The organism is Streptomyces sp. NPDC052682, from assembly GCF_040678435.1.
Lineage (GTDB): Bacteria > Actinomycetota > Actinomycetes > Streptomycetales > Streptomycetaceae > Streptomyces.
In genome coordinates, this window is sequence record NZ_JBFATS010000002.1 from 182,698 (window position 1) to 202,030 (window position 19,333).

20 protein-coding genes and 2 pseudogenes are annotated in these 19,333 nt (G+C 70.5%); 13 read left to right on the top strand and 9 right to left on the bottom strand.

Annotation, left to right across the window (positions count from 1 at the left end; translation table 11 throughout):
* The first annotated feature begins 58 nt into the window (after window positions 1-58).
* Window positions 59-955 carry an RNA polymerase sigma-70 factor gene (locus AB0K80_RS03290; RefSeq protein ID WP_365665298.1) on the top strand — a complete coding sequence of 299 codons (897 nt, stop codon included), beginning with the start codon at window positions 59-61 and terminating at the stop codon, window positions 953-955.
* Between the two features lie 58 nt (window positions 956-1,013).
* Window positions 1,014-1,418, top strand: coding sequence for a hypothetical protein (locus AB0K80_RS03295; protein ID WP_365665300.1), 405 nt, complete (start codon window positions 1,014-1,016; stop codon window positions 1,416-1,418).
* Between the two features lie 82 nt (window positions 1,419-1,500).
* Here the strand turns inward: AB0K80_RS03295 and AB0K80_RS03300 are convergent, their stop codons facing one another.
* The gene (locus tag AB0K80_RS03300; protein WP_365665302.1) at window positions 1,501-1,785 is read right to left on the bottom strand and encodes a DUF2530 domain-containing protein; all 285 of its coding nucleotides are present in this window, start codon (window positions 1,783-1,785) and stop codon (window positions 1,501-1,503) included.
* A 149-nt stretch (window positions 1,786-1,934) separates the two neighbouring features.
* Here AB0K80_RS03300 and AB0K80_RS03305 point away from each other — a divergent pair, with 149 nt between their 5' ends.
* Entirely contained in the window at window positions 1,935-3,386 is a 1,452-nt protein-coding gene (locus AB0K80_RS03305; protein ID WP_365665303.1) for an NCS2 family permease, read from the top strand.
* Window positions 3,387-3,439: 53 nt separating this feature from the next.
* Here AB0K80_RS03305 and AB0K80_RS03310 read toward each other — a convergent pair whose 3' ends face one another.
* Window positions 3,440-3,634 (bottom strand): ribbon-helix-helix protein, CopG family, encoded by a 195-nt coding sequence (locus AB0K80_RS03310; RefSeq protein WP_365665305.1) that lies wholly within the window; start codon window positions 3,632-3,634, stop codon window positions 3,440-3,442.
* Window positions 3,635-3,793: 159 nt separating this feature from the next.
* Here AB0K80_RS03310 and AB0K80_RS03315 point away from each other — a divergent pair, with 159 nt between their 5' ends.
* From AB0K80_RS03315 to thpR, 3 genes are all read left to right on the top strand, one after another.
* On the top strand, window positions 3,794-4,231 hold the full coding sequence (locus tag AB0K80_RS03315) for a MarR family transcriptional regulator (protein ID WP_365665306.1): 438 nt from the start codon (window positions 3,794-3,796) through the stop codon (window positions 4,229-4,231).
* A 30-nt stretch (window positions 4,232-4,261) separates the two neighbouring features.
* On the top strand, window positions 4,262-5,629 hold the full coding sequence (locus AB0K80_RS03320; protein ID WP_365665308.1) for an MFS transporter: 1,368 nt from the start codon (window positions 4,262-4,264) through the stop codon (window positions 5,627-5,629).
* Window positions 5,630-5,751: 122 nt separating this feature from the next.
* Window positions 5,752-6,324: an RNA 2',3'-cyclic phosphodiesterase gene (gene thpR, locus AB0K80_RS03325; protein WP_365665310.1), complete on the top strand. Its 573-nt coding sequence runs from the start codon at window positions 5,752-5,754 to the stop codon at window positions 6,322-6,324.
* A 131-nt stretch (window positions 6,325-6,455) separates the two neighbouring features.
* Here thpR and AB0K80_RS03330 read toward each other — a convergent pair whose 3' ends face one another.
* Both AB0K80_RS03330 and AB0K80_RS03335 read right to left on the bottom strand, forming a co-directional pair.
* Window positions 6,456-7,448: an aldo/keto reductase gene (locus AB0K80_RS03330; RefSeq protein ID WP_365665312.1), complete on the bottom strand. Its 993-nt coding sequence runs from the start codon at window positions 7,446-7,448 to the stop codon at window positions 6,456-6,458.
* Window positions 7,449-7,499: 51 nt separating this feature from the next.
* A pseudogene (locus AB0K80_RS03335) lies at window positions 7,500-7,794 on the bottom strand (Uma2 family endonuclease); the annotation flags it as partial.
* Window positions 7,795-7,826: 32 nt separating this feature from the next.
* Here AB0K80_RS03335 and AB0K80_RS03340 point away from each other — a divergent pair.
* Window positions 7,827-8,570: pseudogene (locus tag AB0K80_RS03340) on the top strand (aminoglycoside adenylyltransferase family protein); the annotation flags it as partial.
* A gap of 3 nt (window positions 8,571-8,573) precedes the next feature.
* Here the strand turns inward: AB0K80_RS03340 and AB0K80_RS03345 are convergent.
* Window positions 8,574-9,239: an SGNH/GDSL hydrolase family protein gene (locus AB0K80_RS03345; protein ID WP_365665314.1), complete on the bottom strand. Its 666-nt coding sequence runs from the start codon at window positions 9,237-9,239 to the stop codon at window positions 8,574-8,576.
* An 88-nt stretch (window positions 9,240-9,327) separates the two neighbouring features.
* Here AB0K80_RS03345 and AB0K80_RS03350 point away from each other — a divergent pair, with 88 nt between their 5' ends.
* Window positions 9,328-10,296, top strand: coding sequence for a WD40 repeat domain-containing protein (locus AB0K80_RS03350; RefSeq protein ID WP_365665316.1), 969 nt, complete (start codon window positions 9,328-9,330; stop codon window positions 10,294-10,296).
* Between the two features lie 69 nt (window positions 10,297-10,365).
* Here the strand turns inward: AB0K80_RS03350 and AB0K80_RS03355 are convergent, their stop codons facing one another.
* A complete protein-coding gene (locus AB0K80_RS03355; RefSeq protein WP_365665836.1) occupies window positions 10,366-11,127 on the bottom strand; it encodes a TetR/AcrR family transcriptional regulator in 762 nt (253 codons plus the stop codon).
* Between the two features lie 135 nt (window positions 11,128-11,262).
* Between AB0K80_RS03355 and AB0K80_RS03360 the strand changes: the two genes are divergently transcribed.
* The 4 genes from AB0K80_RS03360 (at window position 11,263) to AB0K80_RS03375 (ending at window position 16,491) form a co-directional block, all read left to right on the top strand.
* Entirely contained in the window at window positions 11,263-12,234 is a 972-nt protein-coding gene (locus AB0K80_RS03360; protein ID WP_365665318.1) for an ATP-binding cassette domain-containing protein, read from the top strand.
* 5 nt (window positions 12,235-12,239) lie between these two features.
* Window positions 12,240-13,043: an ABC transporter permease gene (locus AB0K80_RS03365; protein WP_365665838.1), complete on the top strand. Its 804-nt coding sequence runs from the start codon at window positions 12,240-12,242 to the stop codon at window positions 13,041-13,043.
* Window positions 13,044-13,149: 106 nt separating this feature from the next.
* The gene (locus AB0K80_RS03370; protein ID WP_365665320.1) at window positions 13,150-14,685 is read left to right on the top strand and encodes a cellulase family glycosylhydrolase; all 1,536 of its coding nucleotides are present in this window, start codon (window positions 13,150-13,152) and stop codon (window positions 14,683-14,685) included.
* Between the two features lie 207 nt (window positions 14,686-14,892).
* Complete coding sequence (locus tag AB0K80_RS03375) at window positions 14,893-16,491, top strand: alpha/beta hydrolase (protein ID WP_365665322.1); 1,599 nt, start codon at window positions 14,893-14,895, stop codon at window positions 16,489-16,491.
* 88 nt (window positions 16,492-16,579) lie between these two features.
* Here AB0K80_RS03375 and serC read toward each other — a convergent pair whose 3' ends face one another.
* The gene (gene serC, locus AB0K80_RS03380; protein ID WP_365665324.1) at window positions 16,580-17,698 is read right to left on the bottom strand and encodes a phosphoserine transaminase; all 1,119 of its coding nucleotides are present in this window, start codon (window positions 17,696-17,698) and stop codon (window positions 16,580-16,582) included.
* 196 nt (window positions 17,699-17,894) lie between these two features.
* Here serC and AB0K80_RS03385 point away from each other — a divergent pair, with 196 nt between their 5' ends.
* On the top strand, window positions 17,895-18,404 hold the full coding sequence (locus tag AB0K80_RS03385) for a DUF2269 domain-containing protein (protein ID WP_365665326.1): 510 nt from the start codon (window positions 17,895-17,897) through the stop codon (window positions 18,402-18,404).
* A gap of 16 nt (window positions 18,405-18,420) precedes the next feature.
* Here AB0K80_RS03385 and AB0K80_RS03390 read toward each other — a convergent pair whose 3' ends face one another.
* Together AB0K80_RS03390 and AB0K80_RS03395 are read right to left on the bottom strand one after the other, a co-directional pair.
* On the bottom strand, window positions 18,421-18,852 hold the full coding sequence (locus AB0K80_RS03390) for a hypothetical protein (protein ID WP_365665328.1): 432 nt from the start codon (window positions 18,850-18,852) through the stop codon (window positions 18,421-18,423).
* A gap of 18 nt (window positions 18,853-18,870) precedes the next feature.
* Entirely contained in the window at window positions 18,871-19,311 is a 441-nt protein-coding gene (locus tag AB0K80_RS03395; protein ID WP_365665330.1) for an ankyrin repeat domain-containing protein, read from the bottom strand.
* Window positions 19,312-19,333 lie beyond the last annotated feature (22 nt).

The following is a 19,333-nucleotide window of genomic DNA, read 5'->3' on the forward strand; positions in this document are numbered from 1 at the left end:
CGTGCGTGGGCCGTCGCGGGGCGGGCAGCCTGACCAGGCATCCGAGGGAGGGGAAGAGATGACCGACCGGACCACCGACCTGGCGACCGAGGCGTTCGTCGCGCACCGCAACCTGCTGTTCACCGTCGCCTACGAGATGCTCGGCTCTGCGGCCGACGCCGAGGACGTCCTCCAGGAGACCTGGTTGCGGTGGGTCAAGGTCGACTTGGGACGGGTGAGCGACCAGCGGGCGTACCTGGTGCGGATCACGACCCGGCAGGCGCTCAACCGGCTGCGCACCATGAAGCGCCGCAGGGAGGCATACGTCGGCCAGTGGCTGCCCGAGCCGCTGGTCACCACGCCGGACGTGGCCGAGGACGTCGAACTCGCCGAGAGCCTGTCGATGGCGATGATGCTCGTTCTGGAGAGCCTTTCCCCGACCGAGCGGGCGGTGTTCGTGCTGCGCGAGGTCTTCGACGTCGACTACGACGAGATCGCCGAGGCCCTGGGCAAGACCCCGGTGGCCGTACGGCAGATCGCGCACCGTGCCCGCGGGCACGTCGACGCCCGCCGACCCCGCCGGACGGCCTCCGCGAGGGAGACCAGGGCGGCCCTGGAGTCCCTCCAGCGTGCCCTTGAGACCGGGAATCCACAGGACCTTCTCGACGTACTCGCCCCCGATGTCGTGCTGCTCAGCGACGGCGGCGGCGTCAAGAGGGCCGCGCTGCATCCGGTCATCGGCGCCGAGAAGATCGTCCGCTTCTACCTCGGCGGTTCCGCCAAAGTCGAGACCACCATCACCTGGGAGCCCACTGTGGTCAACGGCAGCCCCGCCCTCGCCGTACACGTGGGCGGCGAGCTGGACGGCGTCATGGCCGTCCGGGTCGAGGACGCCCGCATCACCGGCCTGTACTTCGTCCGCAATCCCGAGAAGCTGACGCACGTCACCTCCGAGACCACGCCCACCCTGCGCTGACGCCGACGGCTCGGACAGCACCCGTCCGTGCCGCACACCACAAGAGGGGGACCACACCATGATCAGACGAACGACGGCCGCACCGGGCGGACTCACCTTCCTCAGGACTGCGACAGCACTTCAGACCCTGACCCTCTTCTTCCAGGCGGTCACCGCCGGCATGCTGCTGACCTCGCCCCTTGCCGGGGAGGTGCACCACATCGGATCGCGCGTGATGTACGGCGCGTCGATGCTGTACGTGCTCGCTGCCGTCCTGGCCTGGCGCCCGGGCGGCGGCTCGGCCCGTCCCGCCCTGTACGCCACCGGCTTCCTCCTCCTCGCCTCGGTGCAGGTCGTGCTGGGCATCGCTCACATGCCCTCGTTGCACGTCCCCTTGGGCGTCGTGATGTTCGCCCTCAGCACCCTGTCCCTGGTCCAGGCGCTCACCCCGCGCTTGCCCGTGCGCCCCGCCGCACGGCCGTAGCCGCGCGGGGAGGCGCCACCGGAGCCGGCGGTCGAGCGCTCGGTCAGCCGCTCTGGCGGCCGCGCGGCGGCAACGCCGAGTACTACTCGGCAGGCGGATCCTCAGCCGCCTTCAGCGCCGCCGCCCGCTTGAGGGCGGCCTCCCGCCTGCGGACGTACCAGATGCCGTAAAGCCCCAGCCCCCCGCCGGCCAGGCAGGTCCACAGCCACCACACATGCCCCTGGTCCTCGAACCAGCCGTAGAACGGCAGCTGGACGAGGAAGAGGACGAACCAGACGATCGTCCCGCCGGTGACGGTGGCCACCACCGGCCCCTCCAGGGGCTCCGGTGCCTCGTGCTTGATGGGACCCGTAAAGAAGCCGGACATGGGCACAGCTTACGAGCCCGGCCGGTCTACGCGCGGAGATGGCGCCGGGGTCGTCATATGTTCATACTGAATCCGTTTGTCTCTGACCACATCTGTTCGTAGAAAACACCAACGGCGCCGGGGGACGCCCGCTGGTGATGAGGTCCCGCATGTCCACCTCGGCCCCCGCCCAGGCCCCCGCCCCCGAACAGCCGGGGGCGGGTTCCGCGTACGGCCCCCTCGACCGCTTCTTCCGGATCTCCGAGCGGGGCAGCACCCTGTCCCGTGAGATCCGCGGCGGTTTCGCCACCTTCTTCGCGATGGCCTACATCATCGTGCTGAACCCGATCATCCTGGGCAGCGCGAAGGACATGTACGGACATCAGCTGGACAACGGCCAGCTGGTCACCGCGACGGCCGTGACAGCGGCGTTCACCACCCTGCTGATGGGTGTCGTCGGCAACGTGCCGATCGCGCTCGCCGCCGGGCTGGGTGTGAACTCGGTGGTCGCCCTCCAGCTCGCGCCCCGGATGTCCTGGCCGGACGCCATGGGCATGGTCGTCCTCGCCGGGTTCGTGGTCATGCTGCTGGTCGCCACCGGACTGCGCGAGCGGGTCATGAACGCCGTGCCGTACGGCCTGCGCAAGGCCATCTCCATCGGCATCGGCCTGTTCATCATGCTGATCGGGCTCGTCGACTCGGGGTTCGTGAGCCGTATCCCGGACGCCGCCCACACGACCGTGCCGCTCCAGCTGGGCGCCGACGGCCACCTCACCGGCTGGCCCGTCCTCGTCTTCGTCCTGGGCGCGCTGCTCACCCTGGCGCTGATCGTGCGGAAGGTGTCCGGCGCGATCCTCATCTCCATCGTCGCCATGACCGTCGTCGCCGTGGTGATCAACGCGGTCGCCGAGGTGCCGAGCTGGGGCCTGACGACCCCGAAGTGGCCCGGCAACCCCTTCGCCACCCCGGACTTCGGGCTCGTCGGGCAGGTCAGCCTGTTCGGCGGGTTCGGGAAGGTCGGGGTGCTGACCGGTGTGCTGTTCGTCTTCACCGTGCTGCTGTCCTGCTTCTTCGACGCGATGGGCACGATCATGGGCGTCTCCGACGAGGCGAAGCTGACCGACGCCCAGGGGCAGATGCCCGGCATCAACAAGGTGCTCTTCGTCGACGGCATCGCGGTGGCCGCCGGCGGTGCCAGCTCCTCCTCGGCCACGACCTGCTTCGTCGAGTCGACGGCCGGGGTCGGGGAGGGCGCCCGGACCGGTCTCGCCAACGTCGTCACCGGCGCGCTGTTCGCCGTGGCGCTGTTCCTCACGCCGGTCGCCACGATGGTGCCGTCCCAGGCGGCCACCCCGGCGCTGCTCGCGGTGGGCTTCCTCATCCTGGCCGGTTCGGTCAAGGAGATCGACTGGGCCGACCCCACCCTCGCCATCCCGGCCTTCGTGACGATGGTGATGATGCCGTTCACCTACTCGATCACCAACGGCATCGGCATGGGCTTCCTCACCTTCGTCGTCCTGCGCCTGGCGGCCGGGCGGGGCCGGGAGGTGCCGGCGGCGATGTACGTCGTGGCGGCGGTGTTCGGCTTCTACTACCTGATGCCGGCCCTGGGCCTGACCTGATCGGCGTACGGGCAACCTGATCGGCACACGGTCACCTGATCGGCGTACCGCGCTCAGGTGACCCGCTCATGGGGTCCGTAGAACCTCTCCGTCTCCTCGACGGCGGTCTGGAACCGTTCGTCGAAGTCGTCGCGTATGAGCGTCCGGACGACGTAGTCCTGGACGCTCATCCCCCTTTTCGCGGCGTGCCGGCGGAGCCGTTCGAGCAGCTCGTGGTCGATGCGCAGGCTGAGCACACTGGTCCCCATGGACACGAGGGTCGCCGTACGCCCGCGTGCGGTGGGTCACGTTTCGCCGCCTGATCACTCGTACGAGTGATGTAGGGGAGGGGTGGCGCGGAGAGTGGGCCGGCTGTGCAGGCCGCCGCCATTGGTCTTTAGCGAGGGTAATGAGTTACGCTAAAGAACATGCCGGACCTCAGCCATGGCGACGACGCTGCCGCCGTGAACGCCCTCCGCTCCGCCGTGATGCGGCTGTCCCGTCGGCTCAAGCACCAGCGGGTCGACGAGTCGCTCAGCCCCACCGAGATGTCGGTGCTGGGCACCCTGGCCCGCTGCGGCCGGGCCACCCCGGGCGAGCTCGCGCGCAGGGAACACGTCCAGCCGCCCTCGATGACGCGCATCGTGGCCCTGCTGGAGGCCAAGGGACTGGTCCGGCTGGAGCCGCACCCCGAGGACCGGCGCCAGAAGGTCGTGACGCAGACCGAGCAGGCCGAGGCCATGCTCGAGGAGAGCCGCCGCAAGCGGAACGCGTTCCTGGCCTCCCTGGCGGAAGGCCTCGACGAGGACGAGTGGGCGAGACTCCGCGCCGCCGCCCCCGTGCTGGAGAAGCTCGCACATCTGTAGGCAGCAGCAAGAGCAAGGAGGCGAACCCTGTTGAGTTCGGGACCCGGAGCAGCTTCCGCCCCCGCACCTACTCCCCACGACTCCCCGACCGACCCGCTGCGCAAGCCCGCCCGCACGTCCTCCATGTTCTCCTCGCTGAGGGTCAGGAACTACCGCCTGTTCTTTCTCGGCCAGGTCGTCTCCAACATCGGCACCTGGATGCAGCGCATCGCCCAGGACTGGCTGGTGCTCAGCCTCACCGGCTCCTCGGCCGCCGTCGGCATCACGACCGCCCTGCAGTTCCTGCCGATGCTGCTGTTCGGCCTGTACGGCGGTGTCCTCGTGGACCGGCTGCGCAAGCGGCCCACGCTGCTGGTCACCCAGTCGGCCATGGCGCTGACCGCGCTCGCCCTGGCCGCCCTGACCCTCACCGGCCAGGTGCAGGTCTGGCACGTGTACGTCGCCGCCTGCGCCATGGGCCTGGCCACCGTCGTCGACAACCCGGCCCGCCAGTCCTTCGTCTCCGAGCTGGTCGGCAAGGAGCAGCTGCAGAACGCGGTCAGCCTCAACTCGGCGAACTTCCAGTCCGCCCGGCTGGTCGGCCCCGCCGTGGCGGGCCTGCTCATCACCGGCGTCGGCACCGGCTGGGCGTTCCTGTTCAACGGCCTGTCCTTCGTCGCGCCCCTGACCGGCCTGCTGCTGATGCGGGCCCGGGAGCTGCACACCGTCGAGCGCGCCCCGCGCGGCAAGGGGCAGCTGCGGGAGGGCATCCGGTACGTCACCGGGCGGCCCGAGCTGATCTGGCCGATCGTCCTGGTCGGCTTCGTCGGCACGTTCGCCTTCAACTTCCCCGTCTACCTGTCGGCCTTCGCGGACCACGTGTTCCACGGGGGAGCGGGCTCCTACAGCATGTTCAACACGCTGATGGCGGTCGGCTCGCTGGCCGGCGCCCTGCTGGCCGCGCGGCGCGGCACCGCCCGGCTGCGGGTGCTGATCGGGGCCGCGCTGGTCTTCGGCGCGCTGGAGATCGTGGCGGCCGTGACGCCCGAGCTGTGGATGTTCGCCCTGCTGATGGTGCCGCTCGGCCTGTTCGGCATGACGGTGAACGTCACCACCAACACCAGCATCCAGATGGCCACCGACCCGGCCATGCGGGGCCGTGTGATGGCCCTGTACATGATGGTGTTCCTCGGCGGCTCGCCGGTCGGCGCGCCGATCGTCGGCTGGATCACCGACACGTACGGCGCCCGCGTCGGCCTCGCGGTGGGCGGCGCGATCGCGGCCGCCGCGGCGGCGGTCATCGGTCTGATCCTGGCCCGGCTCGGCGGCCTGCGGCTGTCGGTCGGCTGGCACCGCGGGCACCCGCGGGTACGCTTCGTGCCGCGCGAGCGGCGGGAGGAACTGACGCCGGCGGCGTAGTCGGGGCGCTCCCGGTCAGTCGCGGGGGAACTCGTCCGTCCTGAGGACGGGCAGTCGCGCAGGACAACGATACGTACGGTCATACCGGCACGCCCGGCCCCGCGGCGGGGAGACTGACCCCCATGAGACTCTTCGCCGCCGTCCTGCCCCCCGAGGGCGTGACCCAGGAACTGGCCGCTCAGGTCGCCGAATTGAGGAAACTGCCCGGCGCGGACGCGCTGCGCTGGACCGGCCGCCCCGGCTGGCACTTCACCCTGGCCTTCTACGGGGAGGTCGACGACGGCCTCGTAGCGGACCTGTCGGCCCGGCTGGAGCGGGTCGCCCACCGCACCGCGCCGTTCCCGCTGGCAGTGCGGGGCGGCGGCCAGTTCGGGCACGGGCGGGCGCTGTGGGCCGGGGCCGAGGGAGACCTCGGGAGCCTGCGCCTGCTGGCGGACCGCGCCGAGGCGGCGGCCCGCAAGGCCGGGCTGCCGATGGGGGAGCACCGCCGCTACAAAGCCCACCTGACGGTGGCGCGCAGCCGCGAGGCGGTGGACGTCCGCCCGTACGTCGCGGCCCTGGACGCCTTCACCAGCCGCACCTGGACGGTGGAGGAGCTGGTGATGGTGCGCAGCCACCTGCCGGTGTCGGGGGTGCCGGGCGAGCAGCCCCGCTACGAGGCGGTCGCCCGCTGGCCGCTCGGCGCGGCCGGTTAGGCTCGAAGGCGTGGACCCGAAGACCCGGAACCGGATCATGGCCGGTGCGCTCGCGCTGATGTTCGTGGTGGTGGCGGTGGCGGCGGCGCTCGGAAAGTGACGCACCGCCGCTCCGCCCTTCGCTGCCCGGACTACCAGGCGAAGGCCTCGGGCGACGGCCCCGGCCCGGGGAAGATCTCGTCGAGCCCGGCCAGCAGCTCCTCCGACAGCTCCAGCTCGACCGCGCGCAGGGCCGACTCGAGCTGCCCCGCCGTGCGCGGACCGACGATCGGGCCGGTCACGCCGGGGCGGGTGAGCAGCCAGGCCAGGGCCACCTCGCCCGGGGTGTGGCCGTGCTTGTCGACCAGGTCCTCGTACGCCTGGATCCGCGCGCGGACGGCGGGGTCGGCGAGCGTCTCGGCCGCCCGGCCCGAGCTGCGCCGGGCGCCCTCGACCTCCTTCTTCAGCACACCGCCGAGCAGCCCGCCGTGCAGCGGCGACCAGGGGATCACGCCGAGCCCGTAGTCCTGCGCGGCCGGGATGACCTCCATCTCCGCGCGCCGCTCGAAGAGGTTGTACAGGCACTGCTCACTGACCAGACCGTACGAGCCCCGCCGGGCGGCGATCTCGTTGGCCTGGGCGATCTTGTACCCGGGGAAGTTGCTGGACCCCACGTACAGGATCTTGCCCTGCTGCACCAGGACGTCGATCGCCTGCCAGATCTCCTCGAAGGGGGTGCTGCGGTCGATGTGGTGGAACTGGTAGACGTCGATGTAGTCGGTCTGGAGCCGCTTCAGCGAGGCGTCCACGGCCCGCCTGATGTTCAGGGCGGACAGCTTGTCGTGGTTGGGCCAGACGGTGGCGCCGTCCGGGTCCATGTTCCCGTACACCTTGGTGGCGATGACGGTCCTGTCGCGGCGGCCGCCGCCCTGCGCGAACCAGTTGCCGATGATCGTCTCGGTGCGGCCCTTGTTCTCGCCCCAGCCGTACACGTTCGCCGTGTCGAAGAAGTTGATGCCCGCGTCCAGCGCCGCGTCCATGATGGCGTGGCTGTCGGCCTCGCCGGTCTGCGGACCGAAGTTCATCGTGCCGAGGACGAGGCGGCTGACCTTGAGTCCGGTGCGTCCGAGCTGCGTGTACTTCATGGTCCACAAGCCAACGTCCTGGAGTGAACTCCAGGCAAGCACGGAGGCGAGTCAGTCGCGGGGGAACTCGTCCGTTTTCAAGGTGAGTCCGACCACCGTGTCCGTGAGGTCGATGCCGTCGCCGAAGGGCACCTTAAGTCTCCGTGGCGAAGTCGTCGCCCTTCGGGTGCGTGAGGACGCGGCAGCGGCCCTGGTAGGGATCGACGACGAGGTAGACCGGGACTTCCGCGCGTGCGTAGGCGGCCTTCTCGGGGCCGTAGTCGTTGAGGTGCCCCGGGTAGTCGATGCGCACGTCGGACTTCACGCGCTTGCGGGGGTACTTGGTGCGCAGTTGCTCGACGATGTCGTACGGCGACCAGGACACGCGGAGGAACGCATATGCCAGGGCAGCGCACCGACGACCTCGTACGGCTTGTGCGCACCACCCTCGGCGACGTGCTGCTGGGCGTCTTCCTGCACGGCTCCGCCACCCTCGGCGGTCTGCGCCCGCACAGCGACCTCGACCTCCTGGCCGTCGTCCGCGAGCGGCTCACCGAGGAACAACGGCGGTTCCTGGTGGGGGAGTTGCTGGAGGTCTCCGGCGGCCCGGGCCGGCGGCCCGTCGAGCTGGCCGTCGTCGTCCAGGGGGACGTACGGCCCTGGCGGTACCCGCCGGTCTGCGACTTCCTGTACGGCGAGTGGCTGCGCGCCGAGTTCGAGGGCGGGGCCGTGCCGCGGCCCGGGCCCAGCCCGGATCTCGCGCCCCTGCTGACCATGGTGCTGCGCGCGGACGCCCCGCGGTACGGGCCGCCGCCCGCCGAGCTCCTCGACTCCCCTGCGCACGAGGACCTGCGGCGCGCGATCGTCGCCGGGGTGCCGCAGCTCATGGCCGAGCTGGAGTGGGACACGCGCAACGTGCTGCTCACCCTCGCCCGGGTGTGGACGACCCTCGTCACCGGCGGCATCCGGTCGAAGGACGCGGCCGCCGACTGGGCGCTGGAGCGGCTGCCCGCCGAGCACCGTCCGGTCCTCGCCCGGGCCCGGGCCGTCTACCTCGGCCGCGAGGAGGAGCACTGGGACGACCTCAGGCCCCGGGTCCGGCCCTGCGCGGACTTCCTCGGCCGTGCCGTCCAGGACGCCTACGCCTTAGGGCCCGCCCAGGCCCCACCCCTGGTACATCGCCTCCGCGAAGGCCGCCGCGATCTTGTGCTCGCCATGCGCGTTGGGGTGCGTGCCGTCGTAGGTGTCGGTGTGGGTGGTGTACGAGGGCGGGGGCGAGGCCAGCAGCACCGGGGAGCCGGGTTCGTCGAGGTCGGCGGCCGCCTTGGCCAGCAGTTCGTTGAAGCGGGTGACCTGCGCGGCGAAGCCGGGCTCGGACTCCGCCCGGACGTTGGGGATGACCGGCAGCCACACCATCCGGATCCGGGGCTTCGCCGCCCGGGCCTCGGCAACGAAGCTGGCGACGTTCCGCGCCGTCTGCTCCGCGTTCGTGTAGAAGCCGAGGTCGATCAGGCCGAGCGACACCAGCAGCACGTCCGCCCGGGTCTGCCGTACCGCCTCGCCGATCAGCGGCGCCATGTGCACCCAGCCCTCGCCCCAGCCGGCCAGGTGGGCGCGGGGGAAGTCGGGGTCGGCGTACGCGTACGACACGGGCGCCTGCGCCTGCTGGTCGTACAGCGTCTCGCGCGGGCCGACGAGGGTGAAGGGGCCGCCGTACGTGCCGCACAGGTGCTGCCACAGCCGGTAACGCCACGTGTGTTCGCCCGCGCTTCCGATCGTCATGGAGTCACCTACGGGCATCAACCTGAGCATCCGCTCATCATGGACGATCACCGGGCCCGGCGGGGTGTGAGGCCCGCCACCGCCCCGGAACGCGGGCACACGATGGCAGGCTTGGGGCATGCGCCGACCCTTCGCCCTCCTCACCGCGGCCCTCCTCCTGGGCGCCAGCGCCGTGCCCGCGGCCTTCGCCGCCGACGGGGACGAGGACTTCACGATCCAGGACCCGCGCATCACCGAGTCCAGCGGACTGGCCGCCTCCCACCTCCACCCCGGCATCTACTGGACCCACAACGACCAGGACGAAGGGGCCTACCTCTACGCCGTCGACAGCCGTACCGGGAAGACCGTGGCGACGATCACCATGACCGGCGTGGGCACCCCGCGCGACGTCGAGGCCATCGCCGTCGGGCCGGGCAACCAGCTCTACGTCGGCGACATCGGCGACAACTTCGGCGGCAAGTGGCCCTACGTATGGGTCTACCGGCTGCCCGAGCCCCAGCAGCTCAAGGACCAGACGATCCGGGCCACGCAGTACGTCGTGAAGTACTCCGACGGCCCGCGCGACGCCGAGTCGCTCGTCGTGCACCCGAAGACCGGGCGCGTCTACCTCATCGACAAGAACGAGGACGGCGGGCACCTGTACGAGGGGCCCGCCCGGCTCTCCCCGACGGGGAGCAACATCTTCCGCCCCGTCGCCCCCGTCGACCTGTGGGCCACCGACGCCGCCCTCTCGCCCGACGGCCGGCAGCTCGCCGTACGCGGTTACTTCGGCGGCATCTGGTACGACTGGAACGGCGGGAAGATCAAGCGCGGGGGACGCCTGAACGTGCCGCTTCAGGGGCAGGGCGAGTCCGTCAGCTACTCCGCCGACGGCACCAAGCTGATGTACGGCACCGAGGGAGCGAACAGCTCCGTCGAGGCGGACGACGCACCCGGCGGCACGTCCGCCCCGCGGGGCGGGAGTTCACGGGCGGAAAAGCAGGACGGCGGGGACGGCGAGGGCTCCGGGGTCCGCCTCACGGCCGGGGCCGTGGCGGTCGTCGCCGCCTGCGCCGTCCTGTTCGGCCTGCGCCGCAGGCGCCGCTGACCCGCCCTGAGGGGCCGTCACCGTGGACGGCCGGCGGCCGGCCGCCCTTCCCCCGGTGGCCCGTCGGCGTCACCAACCGTCCGGTCGCCTTCCGGCGCGCCGCGCCACCAGGACCTCCAGCCCGTCCAGCAGCCGTTCCAGGCCGAACGCGAAGTGGTCGAAGCCGGTGGCGAAGGCGTCCTCGGACAGGGCGGCCGTCCGGGGGAACTCGCCGCTCGCCATGGCCCGTTCGAGGAACGGCGTCTGCTGCCGCCAGAACTCCTCGTGGCTCAGGCCGGTTTCCTTCGCGGCCTCGTCCGCGTCGATCTCCATGCGGGCGATCCCGCCGGCGAAACTCTGCACCGAGATGATCACCGAGATCAGCTCGGGATCGCTGAGCCCCATGCCCTGCAGCGGAACCAGCGCGGCCTCCAGGGAGCGCAGCGAGCTCGGGCCGAGGACCGTGCGGGCCTGGTTGACCCGGAGCAGCCAGGGGTGGCGCCGGTAGAGGTGCAGGTAGCCGCGGGCCATGGACGCGACCGCGGCACGCCAGTCCGCCGCCTGTACGGGGGACGGCTCCAGCGCCTCGCCCTGCACCCGGTCCAGCATCAGGTCGAGCAGTTCGGCCTTGCCCGGCACGTACCGGTACAGCGACATCGTGCCGACGTCGAGCGCGGTGGACAGGCGCCGCATCGACACCCCGTCCAGCCCCTCCGCGTCGGCGATCTCGACGGCCGCCTGGACGATCCGGTCGAGGCTCAGCGCCGGCTTCGGACCCCGGCTGGGGCGCTCGCCGGTGCCCCACAGCAGCTCGAGGCTGGCCCTGATGTTGCCGCTGCCGCCCGTCTCCATCCTCGTCATGAAGCTCAGCGTAGCCCTCCTGACGTGGGTGTTTCCCCGCCTCGCGGAAAGCGCTGGACAGAAACTGAGTACGGCGTACTCTCTTATGGGTACACCGTACTCAGTTTATGGAGAGAGGGGTCCGGCGTGACCGCGTACGCCGTACTGGCCGAAGGCCTGGAGAAGCGCTACGGCGCCCGACGCGCCCTGGACGGCTTCGACCTGGCCGTCCGCTCCGGCACCGTGCACGGACTGCTCGGGCCGAACGGCGCCGGCAAGACCACCGCCGTACGGATCCTGTCCACGCTCGTCCGGCCGGGCGGGGGCCGGGCCACCGTGGCCGGGCTGGACGTGGCCCGGCAGCCGCGCGAGGTGCGGGCCCGGATCGGGCTCACCGGCCAGTACGCGGCTGTGGACGAGGCGCTCACCGGGCGGCAGAACCTGGAGATGTTCGGCCGCCTGTTCCACCTGGGCGGCCGGCGGGCCCGGCTGCGGGCCGCCGAGCTGCTGGAGCGGTTCGGTCTGACCGGCGCCGCCGACCAGGGCGTCGACGGCTACAGCGGCGGCATGCGGCGCCGCCTCGACCTGGCCGCCTCGATGATCCTCGCCCCGGCCGTGCTCTTCCTCGACGAGCCGACGACCGGCCTCGACCCCCGCAGTCGCGGTGAAGTGTGGCAGGCCGTACGGGAGTTGGTGGCGGACGGCACGACCGTGCTGCTGACCACCCAGTACCTGGAGGAGGCCGACCGGCTGGCCTCCCGGGTCACCGTGATCGACCGGGGGCGGGCCATCGCCGACGACACCCCGGACGGGCTGAAGGACCGGATCGGCGGCGACCGCGTCGAGGTCGTGGTCGCCGAGCGTGCCGAGATCCCCCGGGTGGTGAAGGTGGTCGCCCGGGTCGCGGACGGCGAACCCGAGGCCGACGAGGGCGAGTTGCGCGTGCACGCCCCGGTGGCCGACCGGGTCGCGGCCCTGACGCACGTGGCCCGGACCCTCCAGGACGAGGGCGTCCGGGTCGAGGACATCGGGCTGCGCAGGCCCAGCCTCGACGAGGTGTTCCTGCGCCTGACCGGACACCGCACGGACACACCGGAGACGAAGGGAGCCGCCGAGTGAGCGCGCTGACCCCCCTGGCCCGTTCCCGGGCCCACTGGCTGCTCGCCGACTGCGGGACCATCGTCCGCCGCGGCCTGACCCACTACCGGCGCCGGCCCGTGAACATCGCCTGGCAACTGGGCTTCCCGATCCTGTCGGTGCTGCTGTACGGCTATGTCTTCGGCAGCGCGATGAAGGTGCCCGGGGGCGGGGACTACCAGGACTTCCTCATGCCGGGGATGTTCGTGATGACGATGGCGTTCGGCTTCGTCAACACCGCGACCGTGGTGGTGTACGACGCCACCAAGGGAGTCATCGACCGGTTCCGCTCCATGCCGACGGCCTCCTCGGCCGTGGTCGCCGGGCGGGGTGTCACCGACCTGGTCGTCGCCTGCGCCGAACTCACCATCATGATGCTCACCGCTCTCGGCATGGGCTGGCGGCCGGACACGGGCGTGGGCTTCCTCGCCGCCTTCGGGCTGCTGCTGTGGCTGCGGTTCGCGCTGATCTGGGCGGGGGTGTGGCTGGGGCTGCTCGTGCCGGACCCGGAGGCGGCGGGCGGGCTCTTCGCGGTCGCCTTCCCGCTGACCATGATCTCCAGCGTCTACGTGGCCCCGCAGCTGATGCCCGACTGGCTGGGCTGGGTCGCGGCCTGGAACCCCGTCTCCTCCACCGCGGCGGCCACCCGCGAGCTGTTCGGGACACCGGCCGGCGGCGGCGACGCGTGGGTCGAGCGGCACGCGCTGCTCATGGCCGGGGTGTGGCCGGCGGTGCTGACGGCGGTCTTCCTCCCCCTCGCGGTACGCCGGTTCCGCCGGCTCAGCCGGTGACGTCGTAGTCCTTGACGTGTCCGTGTGTCCTGTCTTCCATGGGAGGTGCGGGTGTGGGAGCGCTCCCACTCGTTCCGGCCCGCGCCCCCCGAGAGGAAGCAGCGAGATGTTCCGCAGCTTGCGAAGAGCGCTGTGCGCTGCCGTGGCGGCCGTGCTGTTACCGCTGGCAGGAGCGCCGGCGGCGGACGCGGCGGAGCCGAGTGCCGGTGCCGGCTACTGGCACACCAGCGGCCGGAAGATCCTGGACGCGGCCGGGCAGCCGGTCCGTATCGCCGGCATCAACTGGTTCGGCTTCGAGACCGGCAACCGCGTCGTCCACGGCCTGTGGGCGCGCGACTACAAGAGCATGATCGACCAGATGAGGTCGCTGGGCTACAACACCATCCGGATGCCCTACAGCGACGACATCCTCAAGCCCGGCGCGATGCCCGACAGCATCACCTTCGCCGACGGCAAGAACGCCGACCTGCAGGGCCTGACGTCCTTGCAGGTGCTGGACCGGATCGTGGCGTACGCCGGTCAGGCCGGGCTGAAGATCGTGCTGGACCGGCACCGGCCGGACGCGGCCGGGCAGTCGGCGCTGTGGTACACCTCCTCGGTCCCCGAGTCGACGTGGATCACCAACCTCAAAGCGATGGCGGCCCGTTACAAGGGCAACCCCACGGTGGTCGGCATCGACCTGCACAACGAGCCCCACGACCCGGCCTGCTGGGGCTGCGGGGACACGGCGAGGGACTGGCGGCTGGCCGCCCAGCGGGCCGGCAACGCCGTGCTGTCGGTCAACCCCGAGCTGCTGATCATGGTCGAGGGCGTGCAGACGTACAACGGCGTCAGCGGCTGGTGGGGCGGCAACCTGATGGGCGTCGCCCAGTACCCGGTGCAGCTGGACGTGCCCAACCGGCTGGTCTACTCCGCGCACGACTACGCCACGTCCGTGGCCCAGCAGTCCTGGTTCAGCGACCCGTCCTTCCCCGCCAACATGCCCGGCGTCTGGGACAAGTACTGGGGCTACATCTTCCAGCAGAACATCGCCCCGGTGTGGGTGGGCGAGTTCGGTACGACGCTCCAGGCGGGCGTGGACCAGAAGTGGCTGGCCGCGCTGGTGACGTACCTGCGCTCCACCTCGGCGTACGGAGCCGACAGCTTCCACTGGACCTTCTGGTCCTGGAACCCCAACTCCGGTGACACCGGCGGCATCCTCAAGGACGACTGGCAGAGCGTGGACACGGTCAAGGACGGCTACCTGGCGAGCATCAAGGCGCCGGGCTTCACCGGGGGCGGGTCGGGCAACCCCGGCGATCCCGGCGGGCCCGGCGATCCCGGCGGCCCGGGGCAGGGGACGGCCACGTGCAGCGCCGCCTACACCGTCAGCAGCGACTGGGGCGGCGGCTTCAACGCCGAGGTGAAGGTGACCAACACGGGCACCACGGCCCTGAAGTCCTGGAAGGTGACGTGGACCTGGAGCGGGTCGCAGAAGGTCACCAGCATGTGGAACGCGTCGTACACGCAGAGCGGAGCAAGCGTCACCGCGGTGAACGCGGCTCACAACGGCAGTGTGCCGGTGGGCGGTTCGGCGAGCTTCGGGTTCGGCGCGGCGCCCGGAGGCGGAAGTGTGCCGAGTGTGAGCTGCACGGCGACGTGACCGGATCAGGGGCGTCCGGCCGGGCCATTCCGGGCGCCCTCGACCCGACTGTCCGTTATGTGACGAGGTTTAAGCGCGGAAGATGACTCGATTCGGTCAAGTCTTCGGCGAAAACGCTCGTGTGCCGTGTCATTATCCGAAACCATGCGGCGTGGGCCGCGGCACCCCGCGGCCCTGAACCCCCCTCACCCTTTCTGAGGAAGCTGCATGAGAACAAGCACAGCCGTGCTGTGCGGCGCCACCGTCGTACTGGCCGGGACCCTCACCGCCGCCCCCGCCAACGCCACCGTGTCCCATCCGGCGCACTCCGCCGTGACCTCCCAGGTCAGTTGGAAGAAGTGCGCCACGGAGGACTACCCGACGCTCCAGTGCGCGTCGGTGAAGGTGCCGCTCGACTACGCCAAGCCCCAGGGGAAGAAGATCACCCTGGCGCTGTCCCGCGTGCCGCACACCTCGTCGACGTACCAGGGCCCGCTGCTGGTCAACCCGGGCGGCCCCGGCGGCAGCGGCCTCACCCTGGCCGGTTTCGTCGCCTCCTCGCTGCCCAAGAAGGTCGCGGCCCAGTACGACGTCATCGGCTTCGACCCGCGCGGCGTCGGCAAGAGCCGGCCCGCCCTGGACTGCAAGCCGGGCCAGTTCGACCCGGTGCGCCCGGACAGCGTGCCGAGCACCCCCGCGATCGAGAAGGCCAACCTCGCGCGCGCCAAGAACTTCGCCGCGGCCTGCGGCAAGAAGTACGCGGACGTCCTGCCGTACATCAACACGGTCAGCGCCGTGAAGGACATGGACTCGATCCGCAAGGCCCTCGGCGCCAAGAAGATCAACTACTTCGGCTACTCGTACGGCACCTACCTGGGCGCGGTCTACGCCAAGCTGTACCCCGAGCGGGTCCGGCGCCTGGTGCTGGACTCGATCGTCGACCCGACCGGCGTCTGGTACGAGGACAACATCCAGCAGGACTACGCCTTCGACAAGCGCCACAAGGCGCTCATGGCGTGGATAGCCAAGTACAACGCCACGTACAAGCTCGGCACCGACCCGAAGAAGATCGAGGCCAAGTGGTACGCCCTGCGGGCGGCCCTGGCCAAGAAGCCCGCGGGCGGCAAGGTGGGCGCCTCCGAGCTGGAGGACACCTTCATCCCCGGCGGCTACAACAACGCCTACTGGCCCTTCCTGGCCCAGGCGTTCGCGGCCTACGTGAACGACAAGAACGCCGAGCCGCTGGTGAAGGCGTACGAGAACTTCGCGGCCGTCGACGCCTCCGGCGACAACGGCTACAGCGTCTACACCTCGGTGCAGTGCCGTGACGCGTCCTGGCCGCGCGACTGGAAGCAGTGGCAGAAGGACAACTGGGCGGTGTACGAGAAGGCGCCGTTCATGGCCTGGAACAACGCCTGGTACAACGCGCCGTGCGCGTTCTGGCCGACCAAGTCGCTCAAGCCCGTGAACGTCTCCAACAGCAAGCTGCCTCCGGTGCTGCTGTTCCAGGCGACGAAGGACGCGGCCACCCCGTACCAGGGCGGTGTCACCATGCACCGGCTGCTGAAGGGCTCCAGCCTGGTGGTGGAGCAGGGCGGCGGCAACCACGGCATCTCGCTGAGCGGCAACGCCTGCCTCGACAAGTACCTGGCCGCCTACCTCACCAACGGCAAGGTCCCGCACGGCAGCGGGGTCGCCGACGCGGTCTGCCAGAAGCTGCCCGACCCCAAGCCGCAGAGCGCGGCGGCGAAGGCGATGACCTCGCAGCAGCCGGCCCTCACCACGGCCGGCCGGACCCTGAGCTCGCTCCTCGGCTTCGGCCGCTGAGCGATGTCCGCCTGAGCACCACCCGGCACCACGCGAGGGGCGCCCGGCTCGGCCGGGCGCCCCTCGGCGTGCGTACCTCGTGCGACCGCTACAGACGCTCGATCACGTAGTCGACGCACTTGGTCAGCGCCTCGACGTCCGCCGGGTCGATCGCCGGGAACATCGCGATGCGCAGCTGGTTGCGGCCGAGCTTGCGGTAGGGCTCGGTGTCGACGATGCCGTTGGCGCGCAGCACCTTGGCGACGGCGGCGGCGTCCACCTCGTCGGTGAAGTCGATCGTGCCGATCACCTGGGAGCGCTTGGCCGGGTCGGTGACGAACGGGGTCGCGTACTTGGCCTCCTCCGCCCAGGCGTACAGACGGCTGGAGGAGTCCTTCGTCCGGGCGGTGGCCCAGTCCAGACCGCCCTGCCCGTTGATCCACTCCAGCTGCTGGTTCAGCAGGAAGAGGGTGGCGAGGGCTGGGGTGTTGTACGTCTGGTTCTTGCGCGAGTTGTCGATCGCGGTCGGCAGGGAGAAGAACTCCGGCACGTGCCGGCCGCTCGCGTGGATCCGCTCGGCGCGCTCGATCGCGGCCGGGGAGAAGATGCCGATCCACAGACCGCCGTCGGAGGCGAAGGACTTCTGCGGGGCGAAGTAGTAGACGTCGGTCTCGGCGACGTCGACGGGCAGCCCGCCGGCGCCGGAGGTGGCGTCGACCAGGACGAGGGCGCCCTCGTCGGCCCCGGCCACGCGCCGGATCGGCATGGCGACACCGGTGGAGGTCTCGTTGTGGGTGAACGCGTAGACGTCCACACCGGCCTCGGCCTGCGGCTCGGGGTGCGTGCCCGGGTCACTGGAGACCACGGTGGGGTCGGCCAGCCAGGGCGCGAGCTTGGCGGCCTTGGCGAACTTGGAGGAGAACTCGCCGAAGCTGAGGTGCTGCGACTTGTTCTCGATCAGGCCGTGCGTCGCGATGTCCCAGAACGCGGTGGAGCCGCCGTTGCCGAGGATCACCTCGTAGCCGTCGGGCAGGGAGAACAGCGTGCTGATGCCCTCACGCACCTGGCCGACCAGGTTCTTCACCGGGGCCTGGCGGTGGGAGGTGCCCATGAGGGACGTACCGGTGGCGGCCAGCGCCTGCAGCGCTTCCGTCCGCACCTTGGAGGGGCCCGCGCCGAAGCGTCCGTCGGCGGGCTTGATGTCAGCGGGAATCTGGATCTCGGCCACGGAGGCGAGCGTAGTCGTTCCGGGAAACGTGCGTGAAACGTCGTCCGTCGGGTGAGACGGGGTCGTGGACGGTTGTGGACGGTCGTCCGGCGGTCGCCCCGCGGTCGTCCAGGGGCGCTCGTACGCCGACGCCAGTACACCGGGATACTCCCGCCGTCAGACGCCCGGGCGGCCGCCGCCCGGCACGGTGGTGGGCATGAAGCTGACTCGTCCCGCGCGCCGGGCCTGTCTCGTCGTCCACGTCACCGCCTCGGCCGGCTGGCTGGGGCTCTCGCTGGGCCTGCTCGCGCTCGGCACCACGGCGGCCACCACCGGTTCGGCGGCGACGGTGGAGGCGTCCGTCAGGGCCATGAAACTCTTCGCCGACTGGCTCCTGCTGCCGCTGGCCCTCCTCACCCTCCTCAGCGGCCTGCTGCTGTCCCTGGGCACCCCGTGGGGCCTGGCCCGGCACCGCTGGGTCTACGCCAAGTTCTGGCTGACCCTGGCCACGACCACGGCCACGGCCTTCGCGCTGCGGCCCGGGGTGAACGGAGCGGTGGCCGCGGTCGCGGCGGGGCATCCGCTGCCGGACGCCGGGGACGTTCTGTTCGGCCCGGTCGTCTCGCTGTCGGCGTACGTGTTCATGACGGTGATCTCGGTGCTGAAGCCGTGGGGGCTGACGAGGAGGGGGCGGCGGTTGCGGGAGGTGGCCGGGGCCGGTCGGTAGTCGTCATGGCCCTGGATCAGGGCGAGTCGCGCGTTTCGACCTCTGACAAGCCGAGCGCTTCCAGCAGGGGGACCAACTGCGTCAGATACCAGCCCATGTCGCAGAACTTCGTGGAACCCGGCAGCGGCTTGGGGTTGACGCCGATCACGTAGGACAGAGACCTGCGCCCTGGATGGAACAAAAGATCACCTCCGCGTTCCCCGTCCGGGAAGAGCAGGGTGATTCCGACCGTCCGGTCCTTCCAGTGACCTCCCCCCATGGAGGAGATGATCTCGTCCCTCCGACAGACAGGTGCCCGCTGCCACTCGAACATGCCGTCTTCGTCGATCAGGTAGGTCAGCTCGCCCTCCGGGGTCGGCTTCATACCGGCCCGCATGAGGGTGTGCACGGTCGCCGGCACGTCAAGCGGATCATCGAAGGTGAAGTCGATGTCCACGGAGCGGGTCATGTCCTTACATCCTTCTTCCTAGGTCGGTGCATACGGGGCAGGCGGCTCACCTGAACTCTGGCTCCTGCCATCGGACACCCGTTGGACGCTTCCCTTCGGACGACAAGAACTCCGCTCCAGGAAGCGTCGAAGCAACCGCAATGCGGGTTCGTGATGATAGGACTCCGCGATCTGCAGGGGCGTGTCCCCGGAATCTGCCGGCAGCTCCGGATCGGCACCGTACGCCAGCAGAATTGCGGTTGCGGCAGTGTTCAGTGGATGACCTGTTTGCACCTGCCCGTCACCTTCGACGTCGATGGCGTGAGTAAGCAGCGTATGGCCGAAGCACCTCTCGTTGGGATCGACACCAGAGTCCAGCAGTCTGGAAAGGGCTTCATAATCACTGCCTTCTACGGCCTTGTGGGCAGGTGTCCATTCATTGGCATCTTGATTCGAGTCCTCATGTGGTCTGTGATGCATCGAGTCTCCATAACAGCGTCAC

Coding starts and splice junctions, on each gene's coding strand:
- AB0K80_RS03290 (WP_365665298.1), top strand. CDS start 59: ATGACCGACCGGACCACCGACCTGGCGACCGAGGCGTTCGTCGCGCAC.
- AB0K80_RS03295 (WP_365665300.1), top strand. CDS start 1,014: ATGATCAGACGAACGACGGCCGCACCGGGCGGACTCACCTTCCTCAGG.
- AB0K80_RS03300 (WP_365665302.1), bottom strand. CDS start 1,785: ATGTCCGGCTTCTTTACGGGTCCCATCAAGCACGAGGCACCGGAGCCC.
- AB0K80_RS03305 (WP_365665303.1), top strand. CDS start 1,935: ATGTCCACCTCGGCCCCCGCCCAGGCCCCCGCCCCCGAACAGCCGGGG.
- AB0K80_RS03310 (WP_365665305.1), bottom strand. CDS start 3,634: ATGGGGACCAGTGTGCTCAGCCTGCGCATCGACCACGAGCTGCTCGAA.
- AB0K80_RS03315 (WP_365665306.1), top strand. CDS start 3,794: ATGCCGGACCTCAGCCATGGCGACGACGCTGCCGCCGTGAACGCCCTC.
- thpR (WP_365665310.1), top strand. CDS start 5,752: ATGAGACTCTTCGCCGCCGTCCTGCCCCCCGAGGGCGTGACCCAGGAA.
- AB0K80_RS03330 (WP_365665312.1), bottom strand. CDS start 7,448: ATGAAGTACACGCAGCTCGGACGCACCGGACTCAAGGTCAGCCGCCTC.
- AB0K80_RS03345 (WP_365665314.1), bottom strand. CDS start 9,239: ATGCTCAGGTTGATGCCCGTAGGTGACTCCATGACGATCGGAAGCGCG.
- AB0K80_RS03350 (WP_365665316.1), top strand. CDS start 9,328: ATGCGCCGACCCTTCGCCCTCCTCACCGCGGCCCTCCTCCTGGGCGCC.
- AB0K80_RS03355 (WP_365665836.1), bottom strand. CDS start 11,127: ATGGAGACGGGCGGCAGCGGCAACATCAGGGCCAGCCTCGAGCTGCTG.
- AB0K80_RS03370 (WP_365665320.1), top strand. CDS start 13,150: ATGTTCCGCAGCTTGCGAAGAGCGCTGTGCGCTGCCGTGGCGGCCGTG.
- AB0K80_RS03375 (WP_365665322.1), top strand. CDS start 14,893: ATGAGAACAAGCACAGCCGTGCTGTGCGGCGCCACCGTCGTACTGGCC.
- AB0K80_RS03385 (WP_365665326.1), top strand. CDS start 17,895: ATGAAGCTGACTCGTCCCGCGCGCCGGGCCTGTCTCGTCGTCCACGTC.
- AB0K80_RS03390 (WP_365665328.1), bottom strand. CDS start 18,852: ATGACCCGCTCCGTGGACATCGACTTCACCTTCGATGATCCGCTTGAC.
- AB0K80_RS03395 (WP_365665330.1), bottom strand. CDS start 19,311: ATGCATCACAGACCACATGAGGACTCGAATCAAGATGCCAATGAATGG.